This window comes from Aquabacterium sp. (assembly GCF_030652515.1).
GTDB lineage: Bacteria > Pseudomonadota > Gammaproteobacteria > Burkholderiales > Burkholderiaceae_C > Aquabacterium.
Window position 1 is genome coordinate 1 of record NZ_JAUSAR010000036.1, and the last position, 25,686, is coordinate 25,686.

At 64.3% G+C, this 25,686-nt stretch carries 23 protein-coding genes and 3 tRNA genes; 23 read left to right on the forward strand and 3 right to left on the reverse strand.

The features are described from left to right. From Q7V20_RS04950 to Q7V20_RS04980, 7 genes are all read left to right on the forward strand, one after another. Nucleotides 1–244: CvpA family protein (locus tag Q7V20_RS04950; protein WP_304787800.1), on the forward strand; the 244-nt coding region annotated here is incomplete at its 5' end. Nucleotides 245–276: 32 nt separating this feature from the next. After that, the gene (purF, locus tag Q7V20_RS04955; RefSeq protein ID WP_304787803.1) at nucleotides 277–1,800 is read left to right on the forward strand and encodes an amidophosphoribosyltransferase; all 1,524 of its coding nucleotides are present in this window, start codon (nucleotides 277–279) and stop codon (nucleotides 1,798–1,800) included. After that, the gene (locus Q7V20_RS04960; protein WP_304787805.1) at nucleotides 1,800–3,014 is read left to right on the forward strand and encodes an O-succinylhomoserine sulfhydrylase; all 1,215 of its coding nucleotides are present in this window, start codon (nucleotides 1,800–1,802) and stop codon (nucleotides 3,012–3,014) included. Before purF ends, Q7V20_RS04960 begins: the two co-directional genes overlap by 1 nt. Further along, nucleotides 3,011–4,438 carry a glutamate--tRNA ligase gene (gene gltX / locus Q7V20_RS04965; RefSeq protein ID WP_304787807.1) on the forward strand — a complete coding sequence of 476 codons (1,428 nt, stop codon included), beginning with the start codon at nucleotides 3,011–3,013 and terminating at the stop codon, nucleotides 4,436–4,438. Before Q7V20_RS04960 ends, gltX begins: the two co-directional genes overlap by 4 nt. Before the next feature lie 79 nt (nucleotides 4,439–4,517). After that, nucleotides 4,518–4,593: transfer RNA gene (locus tag Q7V20_RS04970), tRNA-Ala, on the forward strand. 44 nt (nucleotides 4,594–4,637) lie between these two features. After that, nucleotides 4,638–4,713: transfer RNA gene (locus Q7V20_RS04975), tRNA-Glu, on the forward strand. A 61-nt stretch (nucleotides 4,714–4,774) separates the two neighbouring features. After that, nucleotides 4,775–4,851: transfer RNA gene (locus Q7V20_RS04980), tRNA-Asp, on the forward strand. A 169-nt stretch (nucleotides 4,852–5,020) separates the two neighbouring features. Here Q7V20_RS04980 and Q7V20_RS04985 read toward each other — a convergent pair. Continuing rightward, the gene (locus Q7V20_RS04985) at nucleotides 5,021–5,986 is read right to left on the reverse strand and encodes an AraC family transcriptional regulator (RefSeq protein WP_304787809.1); all 966 of its coding nucleotides are present in this window, start codon (nucleotides 5,984–5,986) and stop codon (nucleotides 5,021–5,023) included. Between the two features lie 94 nt (nucleotides 5,987–6,080). Here Q7V20_RS04985 and Q7V20_RS04990 point away from each other — a divergent pair, with 94 nt between their 5' ends. The 16 genes from Q7V20_RS04990 to trpC all read left to right on the forward strand — a co-directional run bounded on the left by Q7V20_RS04990 (nucleotide 6,081) and on the right by trpC (nucleotide 23,274). Next, a complete protein-coding gene (locus tag Q7V20_RS04990; RefSeq protein ID WP_304787812.1) occupies nucleotides 6,081–6,992 on the forward strand; it encodes an NmrA family NAD(P)-binding protein in 912 nt (303 codons plus the stop codon). Between the two features lie 57 nt (nucleotides 6,993–7,049). Then, nucleotides 7,050–8,228 (forward strand): ScyD/ScyE family protein, encoded by a 1,179-nt coding sequence (locus tag Q7V20_RS04995; protein ID WP_304787815.1) that lies wholly within the window; start codon nucleotides 7,050–7,052, stop codon nucleotides 8,226–8,228. 33 nt (nucleotides 8,229–8,261) lie between these two features. Further along, the gene (locus Q7V20_RS05000) at nucleotides 8,262–9,254 is read left to right on the forward strand and encodes a hypothetical protein (RefSeq protein WP_304787817.1); all 993 of its coding nucleotides are present in this window, start codon (nucleotides 8,262–8,264) and stop codon (nucleotides 9,252–9,254) included. Nucleotides 9,255–9,313: 59 nt separating this feature from the next. Continuing rightward, nucleotides 9,314–9,937: a DsbA family protein gene (locus Q7V20_RS05005; protein ID WP_304787820.1), complete on the forward strand. Its 624-nt coding sequence runs from the start codon at nucleotides 9,314–9,316 to the stop codon at nucleotides 9,935–9,937. Between the two features lie 8 nt (nucleotides 9,938–9,945). Beyond that, a complete protein-coding gene (locus Q7V20_RS05010) occupies nucleotides 9,946–11,202 on the forward strand; it encodes a 3-dehydroquinate synthase (protein WP_304787821.1) in 1,257 nt (418 codons plus the stop codon). Beyond that, nucleotides 11,193–12,422 (forward strand): metabolite traffic protein EboE, encoded by a 1,230-nt coding sequence (gene eboE, locus Q7V20_RS05015; protein WP_304787823.1) that lies wholly within the window; start codon nucleotides 11,193–11,195, stop codon nucleotides 12,420–12,422. The genes Q7V20_RS05010 and eboE overlap by 10 nt, the downstream gene beginning before the upstream one ends. Then, the gene (locus tag Q7V20_RS05020; protein WP_304787825.1) at nucleotides 12,419–13,279 is read left to right on the forward strand and encodes a UbiA family prenyltransferase; all 861 of its coding nucleotides are present in this window, start codon (nucleotides 12,419–12,421) and stop codon (nucleotides 13,277–13,279) included. Before eboE ends, Q7V20_RS05020 begins: the two co-directional genes overlap by 4 nt. Before the next feature lie 290 nt (nucleotides 13,280–13,569). Continuing rightward, on the forward strand, nucleotides 13,570–14,760 hold the full coding sequence (locus Q7V20_RS05025; protein WP_304787827.1) for a monodechloroaminopyrrolnitrin synthase PrnB family protein: 1,191 nt from the start codon (nucleotides 13,570–13,572) through the stop codon (nucleotides 14,758–14,760). Further along, nucleotides 14,757–16,064 carry an FAD-dependent monooxygenase gene (locus Q7V20_RS05030; RefSeq protein ID WP_304787829.1) on the forward strand — a complete coding sequence of 436 codons (1,308 nt, stop codon included), beginning with the start codon at nucleotides 14,757–14,759 and terminating at the stop codon, nucleotides 16,062–16,064. Before Q7V20_RS05025 ends, Q7V20_RS05030 begins: the two co-directional genes overlap by 4 nt. After that, entirely contained in the window at nucleotides 16,061–16,819 is a 759-nt protein-coding gene (locus Q7V20_RS05035) for an EboA domain-containing protein (RefSeq protein WP_304787832.1), read from the forward strand. The genes Q7V20_RS05030 and Q7V20_RS05035 overlap by 4 nt, the downstream gene beginning before the upstream one ends. Nucleotides 16,820–16,907: 88 nt before the next feature. Next, a complete protein-coding gene (locus Q7V20_RS05040; RefSeq protein ID WP_304787998.1) occupies nucleotides 16,908–17,786 on the forward strand; it encodes a TatD family hydrolase in 879 nt (292 codons plus the stop codon). A 13-nt stretch (nucleotides 17,787–17,799) separates the two neighbouring features. Further along, a complete protein-coding gene (locus tag Q7V20_RS05045) occupies nucleotides 17,800–19,170 on the forward strand; it encodes an alkaline phosphatase family protein (protein WP_304787834.1) in 1,371 nt (456 codons plus the stop codon). Between the two features lie 52 nt (nucleotides 19,171–19,222). Beyond that, complete coding sequence (gene trpE / locus Q7V20_RS05050; protein ID WP_304787837.1) at nucleotides 19,223–20,731, forward strand: anthranilate synthase component I; 1,509 nt, start codon at nucleotides 19,223–19,225, stop codon at nucleotides 20,729–20,731. A 49-nt stretch (nucleotides 20,732–20,780) separates the two neighbouring features. Next, nucleotides 20,781–21,395, forward strand: a complete 615-nt coding sequence (locus tag Q7V20_RS05055) for an aminodeoxychorismate/anthranilate synthase component II (RefSeq protein ID WP_304787839.1) — start codon at nucleotides 20,781–20,783, stop codon at nucleotides 21,393–21,395. 14 nt (nucleotides 21,396–21,409) lie between these two features. Next, a complete protein-coding gene (gene trpD / locus Q7V20_RS05060; RefSeq protein ID WP_304787841.1) occupies nucleotides 21,410–22,435 on the forward strand; it encodes an anthranilate phosphoribosyltransferase in 1,026 nt (341 codons plus the stop codon). Continuing rightward, entirely contained in the window at nucleotides 22,432–23,274 is an 843-nt protein-coding gene (trpC, locus tag Q7V20_RS05065; protein WP_304787844.1) for an indole-3-glycerol phosphate synthase TrpC, read from the forward strand. The genes trpD and trpC overlap by 4 nt, the downstream gene beginning before the upstream one ends. Nucleotides 23,275–23,299: 25 nt before the next feature. Here the strand turns inward: trpC and trpA are convergent, their stop codons facing one another. Together trpA and trpB are read right to left on the reverse strand one after the other, a co-directional pair. Next, entirely contained in the window at nucleotides 23,300–24,103 is an 804-nt protein-coding gene (gene trpA / locus Q7V20_RS05070; protein WP_304787846.1) for a tryptophan synthase subunit alpha, read from the reverse strand. 4 nt (nucleotides 24,104–24,107) lie between these two features. Beyond that, complete coding sequence (trpB, locus tag Q7V20_RS05075) at nucleotides 24,108–25,406, reverse strand: tryptophan synthase subunit beta (RefSeq protein WP_304787850.1); 1,299 nt, start codon at nucleotides 25,404–25,406, stop codon at nucleotides 24,108–24,110. Nucleotides 25,407–25,686: the final 280 nt, after the last annotated feature.

The window sequence follows — 25,686 nt, forward strand, 5'->3', positions numbered from 1 at the left end:
GCGGCTGATCCGCATGCTGATCCACGCCACGCCGCTGTCGATCCCCGACCGCCTGCTCGGCGCCGGTTTCGGTGTGCTGCGCGGCGGCGTGCTGCTGCTGGCGCTGGCCAGCGTCGTGACGCTGACGCCGGCCGCACAATCGGCACCGTGGCGCGGCTCGCACGGGGCACGTTGGCTGGCGCAGGCGCTGCAGGTGCTCAAGCCCCTGCTGCCGGCGCCGGCCGCCAGGCTCTTGCCGGCCTGAGCCCGAACCCCAACCCAGGACATCCCAACACCATGTGCGGCATCGTCGGCGTCATCTCCAGGGCGCCCGTCAACCAGCTCATCTACGACGCGCTGCTGCTGCTGCAGCACCGCGGGCAGGACGCCGCGGGCATCGTCACCATGCTCGGCACCAAGTGTTTCATGCACAAGGCGCGCGGCATGGTGAAGGACGTCTTCCGCACCCGCAACATGCGCGGCCTGCCCGGGCAGGTGGGCCTGGGCCAGGTGCGCTACCCCACGGCCGGTAACGCCTACAGCGAGGAAGAGGCGCAGCCCTTCTACGTCAACGCGCCCTACGGCATCGTGCTCGTGCACAACGGCAACCTGACCAACGCGCCGGCGCTGAAGGCCGAGCTCTTCGACGTCGACCGCCGCCACATCAACACCGAGAGCGACACCGAAGTCCTCATCAACGTGCTGGCGCACGAACTGGAGCAGGTGGCACGCGACCTGCCGCTGACACCCGAGCATGTCTTCAAGGCCGTGGGCGCGGTGCACAAGCGCATCAAGGGCAGCTACGCGGTGATCGCGCTGATCGCGGGCCACGGCCTGCTGGCCTTCCGCGACCCGTTCGGCATCCGCCCGCTGTGTTTCGGTGAAGGCAACACCCCCGAGAGCAGCCACGACGTGATGGTGGCCAGCGAATCGGTGGCGCTGGAGGGCACCGGCCACAAGCTGACACGCGACGTGGCGCCGGGCGAGGCCATCTTCATCGACCTGGCCGGCCGCATCCATGCACGTCAGTGCGCCGAACACCCGACGCTGAATCCCTGCATCTTCGAGTTCGTCTACCTGGCGCGGCCCGATTCGGTGATGGACGGCATCTCGGTCTACCACGCACGCCTGAACCTGGGCGAGACGTTGGCCCAGCGCGTGATCTCCACGCTGCCGCCGAACGAGATCGACGTCGTCATCCCCATCCCGGAAAGCAGCCGCCCCAGCGCGATGCAGCTGGCGCACCGCATCGGCAAGCCCTATCGCGAAGGCTTCGTGAAGAACCGCTACGTCGGCCGCACCTTCATCATGCCGGGGCAGGGTGTGCGCAAGAAGAGCGTGCGCCAGAAGCTCAACGCCATCGGCATGGAGTTCAAGGGTCGCAACGTGCTGCTGGTGGACGACAGCATCGTGCGCGGCACCACCAGCAAGGAGATCGTGCAGATGGCGCGCGAGGCCGGCGCGCGCAAGGTCTACCTGGCCAGCGCGGCGCCGCCGGTGCGCTTTCCGAACGTCTACGGCATCGACATGCCGACCAAGGAAGAGCTCATCGCGCACGATCGCAGCAACGAAGAGATCCGCGCCTACATCGGTGCCGACGCGCTGATCTACCAGGACGTCGACGCGATGAAGCGTGTCGTCGGCGCGCTGAACAAGAAGATCGTCAGCTTCGAGGCCAGCTGCTTCGACGGCCGCTACATCACCGGTGACATCACCGCAGAGGACTTCGCCACCATGCAGGCCCAACGCAAGCTGCAGTTCGACGAAGAAGAGAACGACAACCGCTCGCGGCTGGCGCTGCAGGACGCGGAGCAGGGCTGATGGGCATCCCGCGCGTGAAACTGCCGGCAGACGCCCGGCCCGACACCCTGGCCGTGCGCGAGGGCCTGCCGCCTTCGCAGTACGGCGAGAACTCGGAGTCGATCTACCTCACGAGCAGCTTCGTGCACCCCGACGCGGCCACCGCGGCGCGGCGTTTCGCGAACGAGGAAGACGCCTTCGTCTACAGCCGTTTCAGCAACCCCACCGTCACGATGATGGAGCGGCGGCTGGCGGCGATGGAAGGCACCAGCGGTTGCATCGGCACGGCCAGCGGCATGGCGTCGATCCTGATGCTCGTCCTGGGGCTGCTGAAGGCCGGCGATCACGTGGTGTGTTCGCAGAGTGTCTTCGGCAGCACGGTCAAGCTGTTCCAGGACTTCGCGAAGTTCGGCATCGAGACCAGCTTCGTCTCGCAGACCGACGTGGCGCAGTGGCAGGCCGCGATGCGGCCGAACACGAAGCTGCTGTTCGCCGAGACGCCCAGCAACCCGCTCACCGAGGTCTGCGACGTGCGCGCGCTGGCACACATTGCCCACGCCGGCGGCGGCGAAGCGCGTGCGCTGCTGGCGGTCGACAACTGCTTCTGTTCACCGGCGCTGCAGCAACCGGTGAAGCTGGGCGCCGACCTGATCATCCACAGCGGCACCAAGTACCTCGACGGGCAGGGCCGAGTCATCGCCGGTGCGGTGTGCGGGCCCGAGGAGCTGATCGAGACGAAGTTCGTTCCCGTCATGCGCAGCGCCGGCATGAGCTTGTCGCCCTTCAACGCCTGGGTGGTGCTGAAGGGGCTGGAGACGCTGTCCATCCGCATGCAGGCGCAGAGTGCACGTGCGCTGGCGTTGGCGCAGTGGCTGGAAACGCAGCCGGCGGTGGAGCGGGTGTTCTACCCCGGTCTGCCCTCGCACCCGCAGCACACGCTGGCCATGGTGCAGCAGAACGGCAGCGGCGGCGCGGTGGTGAGCTTCATCGTCAAGGGCGGCCGGGAAGGCGCCTTCGCGACGATCGATGCCACGCGCATCTGCAGCATCACCGCCAACCTGGGTGACACCAAGACCACCATCACCCACCCCGCCAGCACCTCGCACGGCCGCCTGAGCGAGCCGCAGCGCCAGGCCGCCGGCATCGTGCAGGGCCTGATCCGCGTCGCGGTGGGGCTGGACGACGTCGAAGACATCAAGGCCGACCTCCTGAACGGTCTGTCGCAGCTCGCATGACCAAGACCGTACGCACCCGCATCGCCCCATCGCCCACCGGCTTCCTGCACCTGGGCACGGCACGCACCGCGCTCTACTCCTGGGCCTACGCGCGGCATCACGGCGGCCAGTTCATGCTGCGCATCGAAGACACCGACGTCGCGCGTTCCACGCAGGACAGCGTGCAGCAGATCCTCGACAGCATGCTCTGGCTGGGTCTGGACTACGACGAGGGCCCGGTCTACCAGATGCAGCGCCTGGCGCGTTACCACGCCGTGGCCGAGCAGATGATCGCCGCCGGCACCGCCTACCGTTGTTATGCCACGCCCGAGGAGCTGGACGCGATGCGTGAAGCCCAGCGCGCGCGCGGCGAGAAGACGCATTACGACGGCCGCTGGCGCCCCGCGCCGGGCAAGCAGCTGCCGCCCGTGCCCGCGGGGGTGCAGCCGGTGGTGCGCTTGGCCAACCCCGCACACGGCCATGTGCACTGGGACGACCTCGTCAAGGGCCCGATCACGATCAGCAACGACGAGATCGACGACCTCATCATCCTGCGCCCGGCGCCCGAAAGTGCACCCGAGGTTGCGCCCGCACTGGGCATCCCGACCTACAACTTCGCCGTCGTCGTCGACGACTGGGACATGCGCATCACGCACGTCTTCCGCGGCGACGAGCACATCAACAACACGCCCTGGCAGATCAACATCTTTCGCGCGTTAGGTGCACCGCTGCCGCAGTTCGGCCACTGCCCCATCATCCTGGGCGACGACGGGCTGAAGCTCAGCAAGCGCCGTGGTGCGGTCAGCGTCACCGCCTACCAGGACGCCGGCTACCTGCCCGAGGCCATGTTGAACTACCTGGCGCGCCTGGGCTGGAGCCACGGCGACGACGAGCTCTTCAGCGTCGAGCAGATGGTGCAGTGGTTCGACGGCAGCCACCTGGCCAAGAGCCCCGCGCAATGGGACCCGGCCAAGCTGGCCTGGGTCAACGCGCACTACATCAAGGCCGCGGCCGACAGCCGCCTGGCAGGGTTGGTGCAAGGCCAGCTGGCCACGCGCGGCGTCGTCGTCGATGACCTCGGACTGCTGGCGCGTGCCAGCGCACTCTTCAAGGAGCGCTGCAGCACGGTGGTCGAGTTGACCGACTGGACCGAGATGCTCTTCGTGCCGGTGGGGCCCAGCGCCGACGACCTGGCCACGCATGTCACCGATGCAGTGAGGCCCGCGCTGCAGGCCCTGCGCGACAAGCTGGCCGCTGTCGACTGGGACAAGGCGTGCATAGCCGCCGCGATGAAGGAGACCCTCGCCGCGCACCGGCTGAAGATGCCGCAGCTGGCGCCGGCCGTGCGCGTGCTGGTCTGTGGCCGCGCGCAGACCCCTTCCATCGACGCCGTGCTGACGCTGTTTCCCCGCCATACGGTGCTGGAGCGTTTGCAGGGCGTCTGAAAAGTGTCTTAGAATCTAAGGCTCGCTTGAACAGCGCCGAACGCGTGGGTCCGCAGGCAACTGGGGATAGACGCAATCAGGGGGTATAGCTCAGCTGGGAGAGCGCTTGCATGGCATGCAAGAGGTCAGCGGTTCGATCCCGCTTACCTCCACCAAACAAGCGTTGTTCAAGGGATGTCAGTGCAGTGCCAAGTTCAAAGTCCCCTTCGTCTAGAGGCCTAGGACACCACCCTTTCACGGTGGCTACAGGGGTTCGAATCCCCTAGGAGACGCCAAGTTTGACGGCGCTTGGGTTGCGAAAGCAGCCAGAGTCGTTGGTAAGAGTTAGACCACTGCGGAGTGGTAGTTCAGTTGGTTAGAATACCGGCCTGTCACGCCGGGGGTCGCGGGTTCGAGTCCCGTCCACTCCGCCAAAATTGCAAAGCCCTGATGCGCAAGTTTCAGGGCTTTTTGCTTTGTACGAGTCATGGCCTCGATCCTGCATCGTCGAGCGATTTTGACCACATTCCACGTGACGATGGCTCACTTGGGCGCTAGCTATCTCAGGTCGCTTGCAAGCCCTGGCGGCACACCATCGCTTTTTCACGCCTCAACTCCTTGTTTCACGCTGGTCCCGGAGGCTCGGTGTTGCTTGCGATAGGCGCCGGGGGTGATCCCAAAATGGTGGTTGAAAGCCAGATGAAGGCCCACGACGCTGTCATAGCCGATGCGCTCGGCGATATCGGTCAAGGGCAGGGGGGTGGTGCTCAGCAAGCGCTGCGCTTCGGCCAACCGGCGACGTACCAGATGCTGCCGTGGGGTTTCACCCACCAGTTCCTTGAAAGTTCGTGCAAAGGACGAGCGCGAGACGCCGGCCTCCTCGGCCAAGGAGTCGAGTGTCCACTGTCGGGCGAAATCTTCGTGCATGGCCATGAGCGCTTGGCCAACGCCTTGATGCTGCAGCGCGACGGAAAAGCGGCCGAAGCGGTCGGTATCGCGCATGGCCACACGCAGCCCCAGCACATACACCAACTCGAACCCGCGTACAAGCACAATATTTCGCCCTTCACCATATACCTTTAATTCGCTTTTTAAACCATCCAAGGTGTGAGCAAGCAATGGTTCTGTTTCAATTTGTGCTGCCGTGACAATCATGAGCGGAGGTAATAGCTGATATATGAGTCGGACGCCGTCCGACTCGAAATGCAGACCCGCGCACAGCATTTGGCCTTTGCGATCTCCTCCGCCGAACTGCAAAGCGCTGAATTTTTCAGCACTTCTTTCGGGGAGCAGATTCTTCAATTCTTGAGGCTGGCTGGTCAAGGCGTCGCCAATTGCGTGGCCTTGCCCACGAGGAAACATCGCCAGATCGCCTTCATGAAGCGCCACGGGATCACGCCCCTCCATCTGGATCACGGCGTCGCCCTGAATCATGTAATGAAGCAATGCGCAGGACTCTTGTTCGCCCTGGATGGCCCAGGGCGTTGTCGTCTGCCATTCACTGACAAATATGCCCTGGAGCCGCAGGCGGTCAAAAACATAGGACAGGACGTCCGCCGGGCGTTTCATGGACGAATTTTAATTAATTCGAGCTTTCTGATTATTGTGTGCATGAAACCCCCTGAATAGACTTTGAAAACTACTTACCAATGAGGTCGATTCTATGTCCAGTCAACATATACAACAACATCTGGTCCTTGGCGGCTCCGGCGCCCAAGGTTCGGCCATTGCTCAAGAACTGGTCACGCGGGGGCAGGCGGTCAAGGTGCTGGTCAGGTCCGAGGCGGGTCCCATTCCGGCAGGCACGCAGCGCGTTGTCGCGGATTTGGCTGACGGAGATGCCCTTCTGGAAGCATTCAAAGGTGTGAGCCACCTGACCGTTACTTTGCCCCTGGTCTACGACCCCGAGGTGACAGACGCCTATGCCATGAATATCGCCAGGGCGGCGGCACGAAACAATGTTCGACGCATCGTCTTCAATGCCAACACACGGACGCCCCATGCGCGGTCCGACGTGCCGGCTTTCGATACACGCAATGGGGCAGACGCCATTTTGCGTGGCAGCGGCGTCGACATCGTCACGCTGAAGCCTTCCATTTACCTCGAAAACCTGTTGGCGCCGTCCTGCCTGGCGGGCATGAAAGAACATGGCCAACTGCACTATCCGCTGCCGGCGCAGACCCGGGTATCGTGGCTCTCGCTGGCCGACTTGGGGCGTGCCGTGGCCGCGGCTCATGCGTTGGACAAGACGCCTGCCGGGCCGGTGCTCATCGGAGCGAGCCCGGTGCAGGGCAGTGAGCTTGCCGCACAACTGTCCGAAGCGGTGGGTCGTCCGATCAGCTATGTGCCGCTTCCACCCGATGTGTTCGAGCAGTCGTTGGTCGGCTTCATCGGCGCCAAGGGTGCGGCCGGCGTGGCGGGGCTCTACCACTGGGCCTTCCGGCATCCCGACACCACTTTGTTCGCCACCGGTGATGTTGGCGAGCAGCTTGATCAATTCTTGTTGCCGCAGGTGCTGACGCCTCGGGCTTGGTCTCTTCGCCAGCCTTGGTCGTATGCCAAGCAGGCTGTTTGATTTCCACGGGCGCACCAGCCTCATTCCAACCCTTCATCAAATTCAGCGAGGAAGCACATGAAACGATCACCCATGGTCTCTAGAGGCCGGTTCTCCCTGGCCGTCCTGATGCTGGCCTTGCAAGCCGCGCTGCCGACTGCGGCATGGGCCCATGCCGGCCCGCACGGCGGGGTGGACACGTCACCCGAGCCGAGCGGCCCCAGTCCTTTCACGGTATTGGCCGAGGGGCTCTCGAATCCTCGGGGTATCGCCATCGATGAATCTTCCGGTTCACCTGTCGTTTATGTGGCGGAGGCTGGCAACGGTGGCAAGGGCGGCGTCTGCCTGACCAGTGCCAATGGCGACTATGACGATTGCTACGGTCCTTCCGGCGCGATCGCCCGCGTGGCGAACGGCGAGGTCGAGCGTGTGGTCAAGAACCTGCCGTCCATCGCGGGCCCCAATGGCGGCTTCGCCATTGGGCCTTCCCGCATCAGGCTGTTGGGCCCTTCGGTTCTTTTCACGGTTGCGAACTACGGAAACCCGGAACAGCGCGGGGTGCTCGCCTCGGCTGACAAGCGCTTCGGTCACGTGCTGTGGCATTCGCTGACGACACCGTCCCTCTCCTATGACGTGGCGAACCTGTCAGCTTTCGAGGACGCTCAGAATCCCGATGGCGGCGAGCTTGAGAGCAATCCCTCGGGGCTTGCGTTCTCCCGCCACGGCCTGATCGCCACCGATGCTGGTGCCAACGACGTCCTGAAGGTCCGGCCGAACGGCGCGGTCAGTGCGCGGTATGCCATTCCCGTCCGTCAGTTTCCGGCCCCCGACAATCTCGGCCTGCCTCCTGGCGCTACCGTGCCATTGCAGTCCGTGCCGACAGCGGTGACAGTTGGCCCTGATGGTGCGCACTACGTGGCTGAGTTCACCGGTTTTCCGTATCCGAAAGGCTCGGCACGGGTTTTCCGCTTTGGCGCTTTTGGCGCACCAACGGTGTTTGCCGACAATTTCTCGAACATCATCGATTTGGCTTTTGGCCCTGACGGCAGTCTTTATGTCCTGGAGCTGGCCCACAACGGTCTGATGTCGGGCGATGTGACAGGGGCTGTGACGCGGATACGTCCGAACGGGACGCGGACGACGGTGGCGTCGACCGGCTTGGCTTATCCCACCGCGATTGCGGTCGACCGCAGTGGGCGCATCTATGTGACCAACTACGGCACGCACGGCAGCAAGGCGCAACTCGTTCGTTTTTGAGCGACTGGCTCGCATCAGGGAATAAGGGGGCGCATGGAGAAGCACACGGTGCCGGTGTCCGTGTACGTGGCGGTGGATGTGGCAAGGGCTTTGTCTTTCCTCTCCGACCTGAATCATCTGTCGATGTGGACGCTGGGCACCCGGGTGCACGAGCAGGTCGCGGTTGATACCTGGGTTGGCGAGGTCTCGGCCTCTGGCCAACGCATCTACCTTCGGGCGGTGACGCTTGCGCATCCCGAAGTGCCAATGCTGGAATGGCAGTGCGGCAAGAGCATGGACCACCTCTCGGTGGTCCATCGACTGTGCCTTCTGCCGGCTTTGGGAGGTGGAGTGCACGTGCACTGGATCAGCTTCAGGCGTCCTGATGTGGAGACGGTGCTCGGCGGGCAAGGCTTCGATGCCATGGCGCATCAAGCCGAGTGCCTGCGCCTGAAGGCGGTGCTGGAACGGAACGCGGGACGGACCGCGCCTGCCATGGCGCCCGAGCAGGTGTTGGCCTGCTCGGTGTTCGTGGACGCGCCTGCCGCCACGCTCTCGGCCTATCTGGCCGACCTCGGGAGCGCGGCACAGTGGGCGGCTCAATGGGAACTGGGGCCGGAGACCGGATCCGCGAGCCGGTTGACTGGTGAATCGGGTACTTTGAAAGAAGGCCGTTTTCGCGATGCGTATGGCCGTGCTTTCACGGCCTCGTCCTCGTTGATCGACCATGCCGACCTGGGGCAGAGCGTGCTGATACGGACCGTGCACGACGTGCCAAACGCGGCAGATCCCTGGGCGCCCCCGTTCCTGCAGGTCTTTGCTGTCCTGCCTTGCGCCCATGTGTTGGGCATGCCGGCCGCGGATGGTTGTGTGCTGCACCGCATGGTGCCAACGCCGTGGCGCTATGTCGAGCAGGCCGACAGTCTCGCGGCGATGCGCGGCGAAAGCCTTGGCATCAAGCGAAGGGTAGAGGGCTTGGCGGGACATCCTGAACGTTTCGCGGATGGGCTCAGCTACACCCCAGCGATCGCAGCAGCGAGCGTCTGAGACGGGTCACCGACCAGCGTTCGCTCTTTTTCTTTTTTCTTCTTTGGATCGAGGCTGTGATGAATACAGAAGATGTTGTCGAAATCGAGGTCTTCTATGACCTGGTCTGCCCCTTCTGCCTGATCGGCAAGATGGAGTTCGATGCGGCGCTTGTGTCGTTGGGACCGGAGGTGCATGTGCGCTGGTCGCCCTTTGTGCTGGACCCTCAATTGCCTGAGGGGGGCTTGGCTTTTCAGGCTTATCACGCCATGAAATACGGTCCACGGGCGCGGCCCATGCAGCAGCATGTCGAACGCATCGGGCAGCGCATGGGCATTCCCTTCGATTTCCTGAAGTTGTCTCGCTATCCGCAGACACTGAACGGCCATCGTGCAGTGCGCTTTGCCGCCGAGCATGGTCAGGCAGGCGACATGGTCGAGGTGCTGCTGCGTGCGTATTTCCTGGAAGACCAGGACATCGGCCGACCCGAAGTGCTGGCGGAGCTGGCGCAGAGCCGACTGGGCCTGCCTGGACAGGTGCTCGCACAGCGCCTGGCTTCCGATTGGCAGCGCAACGAGGTGCTGGCAGATCAACGCCGCGCGGTGCGGTTGGAGGTGCGCTCGGTGCCGTCCTATCGCCTCAACGGCCGTTACATCGAGCATACCGACGATCTGGTGACCGTCCTGTCGGGCGCCTTGACATGAGCTTCGTCATGCCCCAACGCGCCTCCCCGTTAAGCGTGATCGTCAAGAGCGACCTGGAGGAGACGCCGCGCGATATGTCCTCTCCGGCGCCCGACATGATCGAGCAGCGCTTCAGCGTACCTTTCCATTTCCCCGTCTATTTCACTGATGGCATGTTGCGCGATCCGGGCAACTCAGTGCTCAGGCAAGCCATCAGCCGCAAGGAGCCCGGACGGCGCCACCGGTTCGCCGTCGTGATCGATAGCCAAGTGGCGCGTGCGGATCCCGTCTTGGTGCGCGGCTTCCAGGCCTACGCTTGCCGACATGACGATGCCCTGGACCTGGTGGCCGCGCCACATCTGGTCAAGGGTGGTGAACTGATCAAGAACGACCACCTCACGGTACTGGGTCTGCAAAGCTGGCTGCACAAGCTTCGAATGGACCGCCACGCCTGTCTGGTCATTGTGGGCGGAGGCTCGGTGCTGGACATGGCGGGCTATGCGGCGGCCACCACGCACCGTGGCATCCGGGTGATCCGCGTGCCCACCACCGTGTTGGCGCAAAACGACTCGGGTGTCGGCGTCAAGACGGCGATCAACGCTTTTGGCGCCAAGAACTTCCTGGGAACCTTCACGCCGCCTTTCGCGGTCATCAACGATCATGACTTCATTGCCACGCTGCCCGATCGGGACCGCATCGCCGGCATGGCGGAAGCGGTCAAGGTGGCTGCGATCCGCGATACCGTCTTCTTCGAATGGCTGGAGACCCATGTCGAGCGCTTGCGCAGTTTCGAGCCGCAGGCCATGCGTTGGATGATTCGCCGCTGTGCGGAACTGCACATGCACCACATCGGGCAGGGCGGCGATCCGTTTGAGTTCGGCAGCGCCAGGCCGTTGGATTTCGGCCATTGGGCCGCGCACAAGCTGGAGAATCTCAGCGGCTACACGCTCACGCATGGCGAGGCGGTGGCCATCGGTCTGGCGCTGGACACCCGTTATGCCGTCACGACGGGCATGTTGCCGGAGATTCAAGGCGAGCGGCTCTACCGTTTGCTGGAGCGGCTCGGGTTCAGGTTGTGGCACGAAGCGTTCGAGCAGCGGGATGCGCAAGGGCGGCGGCAGGTCATGGCCGGCCTTGCGGAATTCCAGGAGCACCTGGGCGGTGACCTGACGGTGACGATGCTGGATGCTATCGGTCGCGGACGGGAAATCCACGAGGTGCGCCAGCCACTCATGGACGGCTGCATCGATTGGTTGCGTGAGCGGGACCATGCGCGATGCGCCTGAACAGCCCAGCAGGGGATGCCTCAGGCCCGGTCCACCTGAGCTACTGCACCAATGTGCACCCCGGAGAAAGCTGGAACGACACCTTCGACGCTTTGCGCACGCATCTGCCGGCGGTGAAGGCGCGTGTTGCCCCGACGCATCCCTTCGGCGTGGGGCTGCGCCTGTCGGCGCGGGCGGCCGATGAGTTGGCCCTGCCTGGTGCGTTGACGGCCTTTCAGGCCTTCCTGTCCGACCACGGACTCTATGTGTTCACCGTGAACGGCTTTCCCTATGGCGCCTTTCACCGGGACCGCGTGAAGGATCAGGTTTATCTGCCGGATTGGCGGACGCCTGAAAGGCTCAGGTATTCAGACCGGCTGGCCGATTTGCTGGCTGCCTTGCTGCCAGACGACGGCCTGGGCACGATCAGCACCGTGCCTGGAGGCTACCGTCCTCACCTGGTGCGTGAAGGCGAGGAAGGCTCGCGTGCCATGGCTGCCAACCTGCGGCAGCATGCATTGCACTTGCACCGCATCGCGCAGGACACCGGGCGCCACATCGTGCTTGCGCTGGAGCCAGAGCCATGGTGTTTGCTGGAGACCAGCGTTGATGCGGTGCGGTTCTTCGAATCGCATTTGCTGCATCCCGACTCGGTAGCCGACATGGCTGCCCGGCTGGGCGCCGACAACTCGCTGGCGGAGCAGGTGCTTCGAGCTCATCTCGGGGTTTGCCTTGATGCCTGTCACGCGGCGGTGGCTTTCGAAGATCCGCTGGCCTGTCTGGATTTGCTGGAAGGGGCCGGCATCCGCATCGCCAAGGTGCAACTCAGTGTGGGCCTGCATGCCGACAACGTTGGCGGGCTGCCCCTCGGTGCTTTCGATGAGTTGAACGATGCGGTCTACCTGCATCAGGTGGTCGAACGGCCTTCTTCGGGCGAGGCGCTGCGGCGTTTCGACGATTTGCCGCAGGCGCTGGCTGCGCTGGACGGTGGCAGCCTCAGTTTGGCGCGAGATTGGCGCATCCACTTCCACGTGCCCATCTGGTGCCGGGACTTGGGAGCCTTCACGACGACTCAGCCTTTCTTGCAGGCGCTGCTGGCACGCCATCGCGAACGGTCTATTGCGCCGCATCTGGAAGTGGAAACGTATACGTGGGACGTGCTGCCGCCCCGCTGGCGCAGGGGCCCGCTGGACCAGGCCATCGCACGAGAACTCAACTGGGTGTTGGAGCAATTGTCATGAAACGCAATGGGTGGCGCGTGGCGCTGGAACTGGGTCGTGTGTCCAATCTGCCCACGGTATGGAGCAATGTGCTGGCGGGGATGGTGCTGTCTGGCCATGTGCACGAGTGGGGCATGGCGCTGCGGCTGATGGCTGCCTTGTCGCTGATCTACGTGGCCGGCATGTACCTCAACGATGCGTTCGACCGCGACATTGACAGGCGTGAGCGGCCTGAACGGCCGATTCCTTCTGGCAGGGTGTCGGCGCGCGTGGTCTTCGCGGCCGGCTATGGCCTGCTCGTGTCAGGCCTGCTGATGCTGGCGCCGATGGGCTGGCGCGCCTTCGCCTCCGGGGCGCTGCTGGCGGCGGTGGTCGTCTATTACAACTACGATCACAAAGCTAATCGCTTCAGCCCGCTGGTGATGGGCCTGTGCCGCATGCTCACCTACATCACGAGTGCGCTTGCGGCCACGGGCGGTGCCGTGCCGGAGGCTGTCTGGCTCGGGGCGATGGTGCTGCTGGCCTATTTGATGGGCTTGACCTACGTGGCCAAGCACGAGCAGCCTGGCAAAGTGATGCATGTCTGGCCGCTCCTGGGACTGGCCTGTCCCATGCTGGCCGTGCTCGTGTTCTCGCCCATGGGCGTGCAGACGGCTCCGTGCCTGCTGGCGTTCGGGCTGTGGACCGGCCACTGCCTGCGCATGGTCTTCTCGCGCCAGCGCCGCAATATGAGGCATGCCGTGGGCGGTTTCATCGCCGGCATTTCGTTGGCCGATGCATTGGCCATATCTGTTCTGGGCCTGTCGCCCGCCGTGGCAACCGCCACGGCCGCTTTTCTATTGACGCTGGTGTTGCAACGGAAGATTGCCGGAACTTGACGGGTTACGTTATTCATTTGCCAGGCGATATTGCAGCATCGATGTCAATTCGCGATTACTGTTTGTTTCTAAATTGTTGCCATTTCCATCAATCGTTGTTTTGGTCATGATTTTGTCATTTTAAAAAACAAAGGGCCTGTGCACGAATTTTAAAGAAATTGAGTCGGTTCTTTATTCACAATAATCGACGGCTCTTTAAAATGGCCTGAAAATATTCAATCAGGGAGGACCTTTCAGGTGCATGGGCCTGTGGAGGGTGCCTGATATATCAATATTTAATGGGGGTAATCATGATTTTACTGGATGCCGGCTGCTTTCAAGAAAAAAGCTATTTCAACGTGGAGGCCATTCGTGCGCAGGACCCTTTGAATGCAGATTGGCAGCTGGGCGCGCTGCCGGTCATCAATCGCAACAAGGACACCGACGAACTCATCCGTCTGCTGCAATATCTGGCGCGGCAGACCAAAGATGTCGATATCGACACGCCCGAAAAGGCATTTGCCGCCATGCGAGACATTGGCATCGTCCTGGGCTCGCTCAAGCGGCAGGGTGTGGAGCCCGTGCAGGCGGTGCCGGAGGTGGAGCAGCCCCTTGTAGAGCTGGGGGCGGCGACGAACATGATCCCGCGCGACACGGTCCATCACTACACCTCGTGGAACCCCGTCGGCGCGCGGCGGCGCACTTACACGGGTGAGCCGCAGGAGATCTGGCTGCAAGATGCGGTCGTGCGCGTGTTCCCCAGCCTGAGCGCTTCGCTGGCCATCAGCGATGTGCTGAGTACCATGTCCCCGCATGATGTGCGATTCGGTCCCACGGTGGGCATGCTGCATGAGTCAGGCAGGACGATGGTCGAGGCCATCGACTCGGTGACGGAGCGGGTATCCCCCGTCTTTTTTGCACAGGTGCTGCGGCCTTATTTCGAGGACGTCATCGTGCGCGGCGAGCGCTATCTGGGTCCGGCGGCAGCGCAGGCACCCCTGTGGCTGGTGGACCTTTGCGTGTGGGCCTCGGACCGCAATCAGGCTGACTACAAGACCTTCCTGGTGGAGTCGGTCCACTACAGCCTGCCTTCCTGGCGGGCGTTCTACCAGCGCCACTGCAACGATGTCTCGCTGGTCAGCAAGGTGACTGAGGCGCTGGATGCCTGCGCCGGTGAGCCGGACGGCAATCTGGTGCGCAGCGCGACGAGCCTGACGGAGCTCATGACTTTGCTGAAGGTGTTCCGTGGGCGGCACATCGGCATCGCGCGCAAGGCCTATGCCGAGGAGGTGGCACTCTATGCGCACGGCAGCGGCGGGGCGCCGGTGGAGTTGTTGCGCCATATCCTGGACCTGACCCGTGAGAATGAGCACCTCATGCGCGAGCGGGCCAGCGGCATGCGCCGTGACCAAGCAGCGGTGCAGGCGTCAACGCCACCGACCGCGCCTGCGCAGGATGGCGAGCGCCGAGAGGAGGGCGTCGCCTACGGGGAGGCAGCATGAAGCAGCCGCGCATTCTCATCGCGGGCGCGGGCATCGCTGGCCTGACGGCTGCCATCGCGCTGCGGGCCCATGGCTTCACCGACATCCAGGTGCTCGAACGCTCACCCGTGATTGCGCCGCTGGGATCGGGCATCAATGTGCTGCCCCACGCCGTGCGTGAGCTCCACGCCTTGGGCTTGCTCGAGTGCCTGCTGCCGCAATGCATCCAGACTGGTGAATTGTTTTACATGAACCACCGGGGTGACCGCATCTGGCGTGAGGACCGTGGCGTGGCGGCCGGCTACCGATGGCCCCAGCTTTCCATTCACCGCGGATGGTTGCAAGCCGAACTGCTCCAGCGTGTGTTGGAGGAGGGGGGGACGGGGCATGTCCACGCCGGCCAGGAGGTGGTGGGCGTGTTCGATGAAGGCGCGGGCCACGTCGTCGAATGCTTGGATCGCCAGACGGGCCAGACCCGTCGCCACCATGCTGATCTGGTGATTGGCGCGGACGGCATCAGGTCGTCCATTCGCCGTGCCCTGTACCCGCAAGAAGGGCCGCCGCCGGCCAATGGGATGGTGGTTTTCCGGGGCATGTTGTGGGGGCCGTCGTTCATGACGGGCCGCAGCATGATCATCGCTGGCGATGGGCGGCGCAAGATTGTGCTTTATCCCATGGCCCGCAGGGTGTCTGGCGAAGTCCTGCTGAACTGGGCAGCCGCGTTGCCGGAGAATCCAGGCGCAGGCTATGCACGCGGCGACTGGAACCAGCCTGTGTCACCGGATGTCTTCGCTGGCGAGTTCGCAGGCTGGGATCTGGGCGGCGTGAGCCCCGAGGCGCTGATGCGCAGCAGCCCCGATACCTTTGTTTATCCCATGGTCGATCGCGAACCGCTGCCGGCTTGGTCACGTGGGCATGTCGTGCTCATGGGTGATGCGGCCCACGCGATGTACCCCATCGGTTCGAACGGGGCCACGCAGTCGATCATCGACGCATGCGCGCTGGCGCACCATCTGCGCCAAAAGGAGGGCGACCTCACGGCGGGCATCGGTGCTTATGAGGCGGACAGGCGCCCCAGGCTCACGGCCTTGCAGGCCGCCAATCGCCGCCAGGGCCCTGAGGTGGTGATCGACCTTGCCGCCCAAAGGGCGCCCGGCGGCTTTGCGCGGTCCGGTGACGTGTTCGAGCCCGGCGAACTGGAGGAGATTGCTTCGCGCTACACGCGCATCTCAGCGATGGAACTGGACGCGGTGAACCTGCCTTCGCCTTATCAGCCATCACCGTACCAACCCGTGCGCATGGCTCCTGAGCTGGAGCCGACATGAGCCGAGAAAACGCTCTCCATGTGCTGCCAGAGCGCGCGCGGCTGCGCCCTTACACGACGCAGATCGCCCAGGAACTGACCGACCACCTCTTTCAGGCCTTGGCTGGGCAGTCGCAGGGCGATGCGGCCCGGGTCTGGCTTGAGGTGGCGCTGGCCGATGCCGTGCGTCCCGAGGCGTCGCAGAGTGGGGTGCTGCTGGCCCACCATGCCCGCGCTGCACGGCACTTGCGGCGCGTGCACACCGAGTTGCAGCCGGCGTTGCACCGAAGTTTGTTCAGGAGAGGCGTGCATGTGCCGCACGCGTGGTCCACGGTCGATTGCGCCAGGGTGCTGTTGGCTTTGATGGCTCTGAGCCGTCTGCCCATGCACACCCACGTGGCTCATGTGCGGCAGCTCTTTCTCAAAGGTGACGGCGATGAGCGGCGTGCGCTGCTGCAGGGCCTCGTGCTGCTGCCGGAGCCGATACGCTTCACCGAACTCGCCATCGAGGCTTGCCGCAGCAGCGTGAGATGGGTGTTCGATGCCATCGCGGCCGACAACACCTTTCCTGCACGCTGGTTCCCGGATGCGGCCTTCCATCAACTGGTCCTCAAGGCCTTGTCCGTGGGCCTGCCGATCGAGCGGATCGTCGGCCTGGACGAGCGCTTCACGTTCGATTTGGGACGAATGGTCACCGAGTACGCCTCCGAGCGGCGTGCGGCCGACCGTGCTGTGTCGTCAGACACGCACGCCCTGCTGGGTCGCTTGCCCGAGTGAGCCAGGACGAATCACCGATCGCACCGCTTCACACTCTCACGCCCCTGATGGGCGCATTCCAACCCTTCGGAGACACCGCCTCATGAATATGTTCGATCCTCATGTCCACATGACGTCCCGCACGACCGACGACTACCGCGCCATGAATGCCGCTGGCGTGACGGTGGTCGTGGAACCCGCGTTCTGGATGGGTCAGCCGCGAACCCATGTGGGTACCTTTGAGGACTACTTCCTGTCCCTGCTTGGATGGGAGCGCTTCAGGGCGAGCCAGTTCGGTATTCGCCACTACTGCACGCTGGGCCTCAACCCCAAGGAGACGAACAATCCCGACGTGGCCGATGGCGTCATTGCCTTACTCGATCACTACCTGGAGAAGGACGGCGTGGTGGCCGTCGGCGAGATCGGCTTCGACGACGAGACGGCGGCGGAAGAAAAGTACTTTCTGCTGCAGCTGGAACTGGCGATCAAGCACGAGCTGCCGGTGCTGGTCCACACCCCTCACCGCGACAAGAAGGCGGGCACCTTGCGCAGCCTGGCCATGATTCGCGAGAGCGGCATCCGAGACGAACTGGTGCTCATCGACCACAACACCGAGGAGACGCTGCCCCTGGTCTTGGACACCGGCTGCTGGGCCGGCCACTCCATCTATCCAGAGACCAAGATGGACGAGGCCCGCATGGTGGCGCTGGTCAAGCAATACGGTGCGGATCGCATCATCATCAACAGCGCCGCCGACTGGGGTGTGAGCGATCCACTCAAGGTGCCCAAGACCGCGCAGGCCATGCTGGATGCTGGCATCGCCGAGGCCTTGATCCGGACCATCGTGTGGGACAACCCCCTGGCCTTCTTTGCGCAAAGCGGTCGCCTCGACCAGGAAGAAGCGGTGGCCGATGTGCGCATCGACCAGCGCCAGGCTTTCGAAGGCAATTCCGTGCTGCGCGGCCAGACCCCTGTGGTCCACGACTGAAAAGGACCGCAGCGTGCAAAAGACCGTCGTGCTCAACGTCGTCGGCATGACGCCGGCCCTGCTGAGCCATGCGCCGCATCTGCGTGCCCTGGCCGAGCGTGGGGGGGTGAGGCCAGTCAGCACCATCACCCCTGCGGTGACGTGCTCGGTGCAGGCCACCTTCCTCACCGGACGCATGCCCAGCAGCCATGGCTGCGTGGCCAACGGCTGGTACTTCAGAGACTTGGCGGAGCCCATGTTCTGGCGCCAGAACAATGGCCTGATCCAAGGCGACAAGATCTGGCATGAGGCCCGCCGCCGTGATCCTGACTTCACCTGTGCCAAGCTTTTCTGGTGGTACAACATGCATGCCGATGTGGACTGGAGCGTGACCCCGAGGCCCATCTACAAGGCCGACGGCAGCAAGGTGCCGGATTTCTATGCTTGGCCGTCCGAGTTGCATGGCGAGTTGCGCGCCAAGCTGGGTGATTTCCCGCTTTTCCGCTTCTGGGGGCCGACGGCGGACATCGTCTCCAGCCGCTGGATCGCGGAATGCGCCATGCATGTCTACGACACGCGCAAGCCCACGCTCACGCTGGTCTACCTGCCGCATCTGGACTACAACCTGCAAAGGCTGGGGCCCGACCATCCCGGCATTGCTGCCGACGTGGCCGCCATCGACGATGTCTGCGGCAAGATCATCCGCAAGGTGGAGGCTGATGGCGCCTGCGTGATTGTTCTGTCCGAGTACGGCATCACACCGGTCAAAGGCGATGTGGCCATCAACCGTGCGTTGCGGCGCGCGGGCTGGCTGGTCACGCGCGATGAGCTTGGCGAGGACAAGCTCGACCCGGGCGCATCGGATGCCTTCGCGCTGGTGGACCACCAGGTGGCGCATGTCTACGTTCGGCGTCCCGAGTTGGTGCCCAAGGTCAAGGCCCTGCTGGAACAACTCGATGGCGTCGAGCAGGTGCTTGACGAGGATGGCAAACGGGCGGTGGGGCTGGACCACGAGCGGTCCGGCGAGCTGGTGGCCATCAGCCAAAGCGACCGGTGGTTCAGCTATTACTTCTGGCTGGATGATGCGCGTGCGCCGGACTTCGCGCGCACGGTCGACATCCACCGCAAGCCAGGCTATGACCCGGTCGAACTGTTCATCGACCCGGCCATCCGCCTGCCGAAGCTGACGCTGGGCTGGAAGCTGCTGCGCAAGCTTTGCGGCATGCGGACCTTGATGGACGTCATCCCGCTGGATCCCTCGCTGGTGAAGGGATCGCACGGTCGTCCCACCGATGATCCGGCCCTGGGCCCGCTGATGATCAGTTCACACGCAGACCTGCTGCCCAAGGGAGCGGTGGACGCGCCCGACGTCCACGACCTGATCTTGGACCACCTGTTCACCTAGGCACGCCATGCCGCCCAGGTACGCCCCCCATACACAGAGAGGACAAGCCGAGATGCAACGTCAAGAGTTCGAACAGTTCGCTGCCATGGGCTACAACCGCATCCCCATGGAGCGGGAACTGGTGGCCGACTTCGAAACCGCGCTGAGCGCCTATGCCAAGCTGGCGCAGGGTCGTCATTCCTATCTGCTGGAGTCCGTGCCGGGCCGGGCGGAGAACTGGGGGCGATACTCGATCATGGGGTTGCCCAGCGACGTGGTCATCAAGGTGCGCGGCAGTCGCATCCAGGTCGAGGACCACGGTCTGACCGTGGAAGACGTGGAGGCAGACGACCCGCTGGCCTGGCTTCAGGACTACGCCACACGTTTTTGTGTTGCCCCTTCCAGCAGCGCCATGCCCTTCATTGGCGGATTGGTGGGCTATTTCGGCTACGACACGGTCGCCTACATCGAGCCAGGGATGGTGCGCGCGCCCCGGGCAGATCCGCTTGATGTGCCCGATATCCTGCTGATGGTGTCCGAGGAGGTGGTCGTGTTTGACAACCTGCGCGGCAAGCTGTCGCTGGTGGTGCTGGCCAATCCCGCGCGGCCGGGCGCCTACGAGCACGCGCAGGGCAGGCTGGCCAGCTTGGAGGCAGCCTTTCGCGAGCCGATCAGGACGCCCATGCGTGGCGGCTTCGTGCCCTCGTCCGCTGGGTACGCCCGCGCGCTGGAGCAGGAGGCAACCGCCTGGTTCGACAAGGCCGACTTCGAGGCGGCCGTGCGGCGCATTCAGCGCTACATCGTCGAAGGCGATGTGATGCAGGTCGTGCTTTCGCAGCGCATGTCCATGCCGATCGAGGCGCCGCCACTGGACATCTACCGCGCCCTGCGCAGCCTCAATCCCTCGCCTTACATGTTCTACATGGACCTGGGCGAGTGCCACGTCGTTGGCTCGTCGCCAGAAATCCTGGTGCGCCTGCGCGACGGCGACGTCACCGTCAGGCCCATCGCCGGCACGCGGCGCCGGGGAGGATCAGCGGCGGAGGACCAGGTGCTGGAGCAGGATCTGCTTGCCGACCCCAAGGAGCGCGCCGAGCACATCATGCTGATCGACCTCGGGCGCAATGATGTGGGGCGCATCAGCCAGGCCGGCAGCGTGAAGGTGACGGAGCGCATGGTGGTCGAGCACTATTCACACGTGATGCACATGGTGTCGAACGTGACGGGGCGCCTCAAGCCCGACACCGGCGCCATGGACGTGCTGCGCGCCACCTTCCCGGCTGGCACGGTCAGTGGCGCGCCCAAGGTGAGGGCGATGGAGATCATCCACGAAGTGGAGCCCGTCAAGCGGGGCATTTATGCGGGCGCCATCGGCTACCTCTCTTGGTCGGGGGCCTTGGACACCGCGATCGCTATCCGCACCGCGGTCGTCAAGGACGGCGTGCTGCACATCCAGGCTGGCGCGGGCATCGTCGCCGATTCGGTGCCGGAGCTCGAATGGGAAGAAACCATGAACAAGGCCCGGGCCATGTTCAAGGCCATCGCGCAGGCCGAAGGTGGCCTGCAGCGTGCCGCGGCCTGATGAAGGCCCGGCACGTCCTTCCTCAAGCAATCAACCAATGGAGCACGTCATGCTGTTGATGATCGACAACTACGATTCATTCACCTACAACCTCGTGCAGTATTTCAGCGAGCTTGGGGCGCATGTGCAGGTTTACCGCAATGACCAGATCACCGTGGACGACATCCGGTGCCTGGCGCCCAGCCACATCGTGATCTCGCCCGGGCCCTGCAGCCCCAGCGAGGCAGGCGTGTCGTTGGAGGTGGCCCGCTACTTCGCGGGGCGCGTGCCCATCCTGGGCGTGTGCCTCGGGCACCAGGCCCTGGGGCAAGCCTTCGGTGGCCGCGTCGTGAAGGCGCGTCGGCTCATGCACGGCAAGACGTCCATGATCCAACACAAGGGGGGCGGTGTCTTTCGTGGCCTGCCGACGCCGTTCGAGGCCATTCGCTACCACTCGCTGGCCATCGATCGCGACAGCTTGCCCAGTTGCCTGGAAGTGACGGCCTGGACGGAAAACCCCGACGGTAGCTTCGACGACATCATGGGCCTGCGGCACCGCACCTTGCCCATCGAGGGGGTGCAGTTCCATCCTGAATCCATCCTGTCTGAACACGGCCATGCGCTGCTGGGCAACTTTCTGCGTTCTCATGTGCTGATCGAGCGCGAACTGGCGCAAGCGTGCTGACCATGGAAGCCGTCATGGATGTGAAGGCTGCCATCCAGTCCGTGGTGGCGCGCCAGGACCTGCCGCCTCAGGCGATGCAGCAGGTGATGAAGCAGGTGCTGGCGGGCGAGGCCTCACCCGCCCAGATTGGCGCGCTGCTGGTTGGGCTGCGCATGAAGGGCGAATCTGTCGGCGAGTTGACGGCCGCCGCCCAGGTCATGCGCGCCTTTGCGCGCAGCCTGCATGTCGAGCATCCACACCTGGTGGACACCTGCGGCACGGGCGGCGATGGCGCGCACATCTTCAACGTGTCGACGGCCTGTGCCTTCGTTGCCGCGGCCGGTGGTGCCGTCGTGGCCAAGCATGGAAATCGCTCGGTCTCCAGCCGCAGCGGCAGCGCCGATTTGCTGGAGGCCGCGGGCGCCCGTCTGGACCTGCCCGAAGCCTGTCTGCACGCCTGTCTGCGGGAACTGGGCATTGCCTTTCTGTTCGCGCCCGCTCACCATCCTGCCGTCGCCCATGTGGCCGGGCCGCGCCGCGAATTGGGCGGGCGCAGCCTGTTCAATCTGCTGGGCCCACTGAGCAACCCGGCAGGCGCGCGTCGCCAGGTGATCGGCGTGTTCGACGCCGAATGGCTGGTGCCCATGGCCGAGGTGCTGCGCGACCTGGGCAGCGAACATGTGATGGTGGTCCATGCTGAGGATGGCCTTGACGAGATCAGCGTGGCAGCGGCCACGGACGTGGTCGAACTTCACGATGGGCGCATCCGCCACTACCGCATCGTGCCGGAAGCCTTCGGCATGGCACGGGCTTCGCTGTCCACGCTGCTGGTCGACGGCGCACCTGACAGCCTGCGCATCGTTCGCGAGGTCTTCGCGAACCGGCCGGGGCCGGCGCGGGACATCGTGGTCCTCAATGCCGGAGCCGCGCTGTACGTTGCCGGCATCGAGCCCACCCTGCAAGCAGGCGTGCTCCGTGCCAACCGGCTCGTGGCCGATGGCAAAGCGGGCGAGCGTTTCGATGCCTTCATCCGATTCACTCAACGAGTCACCACATCATGATCCCCACGACCCATCCTTTGCTGTCCCTGCCCAATGATCTGCTTCAGACGATCTTGAAGACCAAGTTCGAGGAAGTCGCCGAGCACAGCAACCAGGTGAGCGGCGAGGCGCTGCGCAGACAGGCCCTGTCGATGCGGCCTGCCCGCGATTTCCTGGCGGCCATCCGCGCGCGGATCGATGCCGGCCAAGCCGCGGTCATTGCCGAGATCAAGCGAGCTTCGCCCAGCCGTGGTGTGCTGCGCGATCCATTCGATCCGGCTGCGATCGCCACTAGCTACGCTCAGCATGGCGCGGCCTGTCTGTCCGTGCTGACGGACGAGCGCTACTTCTCGGGCAGTGCGGACTACCTGCGGCAGGCTAGGGCCGCGTGCGCGTTGCCCGTCTTGCGCAAAGACTTCATCGTCGATGCCTACCAACTCTACGAGGCCAGGGTGATGGAGGCGGACTGCGTGCTCCTCATCGCGGCGGCCTTGTCCGATGCCCGGATGGCCGCGCTGGCCGACGAGGCGCAGGAACTGGGCATGGCCGTCTTGCTGGAGGTGCACAACATGCGCGAACTGGAGAGGGCGCTGCGCATTCCCACGCCCCTCATCGGCATCAACAACCGCAACCTGAACACCTTCGAGATCCGCCTGGACACGACCCTGCAATTGCGCAAGTCCGTGCCGCCGGACCGCATCCTCGTGACAGAAAGCGGTGTCAGCACGCCCAGTTATGTGGCCATGATGCGCTCACAGGGCGTGCACGGCTTCCTCGTCGGCGAGGCCTTCATGAAGGCCCCGGACCCTGGCGCGGCGTTGACGCAGCTGTTCGGGGATATGGCTGCCTTGGCTCATTGACGACCCGAGGCCTGAGGGTGGGACACTAGCGTGGCGCGTCCAGCGCCAGGCGGACCTGGCCGATTAGCCGCCGGGCCACTTCCACCGCTTCCTCCAAGGGCACCGCGGCCATCTCCTGGATCACCTTGCTGCCGATGATCACGGCGTCCGCCACGGACGCCACCGCGCGCGCCGTCTCGGCATCCCGGATCCCGAAGCCGACGCCCATGGGCAGCTTGACGTGCTGGCGGATCAGCGCCAGGCGCTGCGCCACCTCGTGCGTGTCGATGTGCGAGGCGCCCGTCACCCCCTTGAGCGAGACGTAGTAGCTGAAGCCACGGCCCATGCGGCCGACCTCCTCCATGCGCTTCTCGGTCGAGGTGGGGGCCAGCAGGAAGATGAGGTCCATGCCCGCGCGTTCCAGCGCCGTGCTCAAGGCCTGTGCTTCCTGGGGCGGGTAATCGACCACGATGAGCCCGTCGACACCTGCTTCGGCGGCCGCTGAGGTGAATCGATCGACGCCCATGTGTTCGACAGGATTGGCATAGCCCATCAGCACCACCGGTGTGACCGCGTCGGTCTGCCGGAAAAGGCGGACCATGTCCAGCACGTCCGTCAGCCCAACGTCGAAGGCCAGGGCGCGTTCGCAGGCCCGCTGAATCACAGGGCCTTCAGCCATGGGGTCGGAAAAGGGCACGCCCAATTCGAGCACGTCAGCGCCCGCTTCGACGAGCGCATGCATCAATGGCACGGTGATGGAAGGGTGCGGGTCCCCTGCGGTGATGAAGGGGATCAGTCCCGTGCGGTGATGCGCCCGCAGCGTGTCGAAGATCTTGGTAATTCTGGACATGGCTTCAATCCTTCGCGTTGTTGGAGTGGGACTGCGATGGCTGCGGCCGAGTCTGCGCCAGCCGTTCGGAGACGGTGTGCATGTCCTTGTCTCCTCGCCCTGACAGATTGGCCAGGACGATGTGTTGGGGTGACAGCGTGCTCGCGAGCTTGGCGGCATGGGCGAGCGCGTGGCTCGATTCCAGCGCGGGGATGATGCCTTCGAGTCGGCAGCAGTCGTGGAAAGCCTGTAGCGCCTCGTCGTCGGTGACCGTGACATAGCTCGCACGGCCAGTGTCCTTGAGCCAGGCGTGCTCGGGTCCCACGCCCGGGTAGTCCAGCCCGGCCGAGACCGAATGCGTGTCCATGATCTGCCCCTTCGGATCTTGCAGCAGGTAGGTGCGATTGCCATGCAGCACCCCGGACGAGCCCGCCGTCAGCGAGGCTGCGTGTCGGCCGCTGTCGATGCCTTCGCCGCCAGCTTCCACGCCCACCAAGGTCACCGACGCGTCGCCGATATACGGATAGAAAATGCCCATGGCGTTGGAGCCTCCGCCCACACAGGCCACCACGTGGTCGGGCTGGCGGCCAGCCATCTCGGGCATCTGTGTCAGGCATTCCTGCCCGATGACGGACTGGAAGTCCCTCACCATCATGGGATAGGGGTGAGGGCCCGCCACCGTGCCGATGATGTAGAAAGTGTCCTCCACATTCGTGACCCAGTCGCGCATGGCCTCGTTGAGCGCGTCCTTCAAGGTGCGTGAGCCCGATTCGACAGGCACGACTTGTGCACCCAGCAACTGCATGCGGATGACGTTCTGAGCTTGGCGGCGCACGTCATCCGCGCCCATGTAGACCACGCACTTCAGGCCAAAACGCGCGCAGATCGTCGCGGTGGCAACCCCATGCTGCCCCGCGCCCGTCTCGGCGATGATGCGCGTCTTGCCCATCTGCTTGGCCAGCAGCGCTTGGCCGATCACGTTGTTGATCTTGTGCGCCCCTGTGTGGTTGAGGTCCTCGCGCTTGAAGTAGATGCGGGCACCGCCCATCTGATCTGACCAGCGCCGGGCGTGGTAAACCGGCGAAGGGCGGCCGACGAAGTAGCGCAATTCGTCGCGCAATTCATTCAGAAAGCCGGGGTCGTCGCGCAGGTGGTCATAGGCCTGCTGGAGTTCGTCCAGCGCGTGGATCAGCGTCTCGGATACGAAGATTCCGCCGTAAGGCCCGAAGTGGCCCAGGGTGTCGGGCTGGTGGTAACTGTGGTTGCGGTGCAAGGCGTTCGCGGCATGCGCGGCGCCCAGTCCTGGAGTGGCCAGTTCTGTCATGGGTGTGTTCTCTGTTCAAAAGAAGCGGGTGGCGGCATGGCGCAACTCGCCACCGCGCCCAGAGTGGGTGCGGCACACGAGAATCGCCAGCTTGCCGGGAGGTGCGCGTCAGCAGGCGCGCAGGGTCGACGCCATGGGCGGCGTCACGCGCGGCATCGTTCGCGGCGCGCGTGTTCGAGCCACCATTCGAAACGGCTGGAGGCGCGGCTTCTTTGCGGAGAGCGAACAGGGATGGCCATGTGCCGATAGGCGGTGGGTGAATGTCAACGGCATTCTAGAA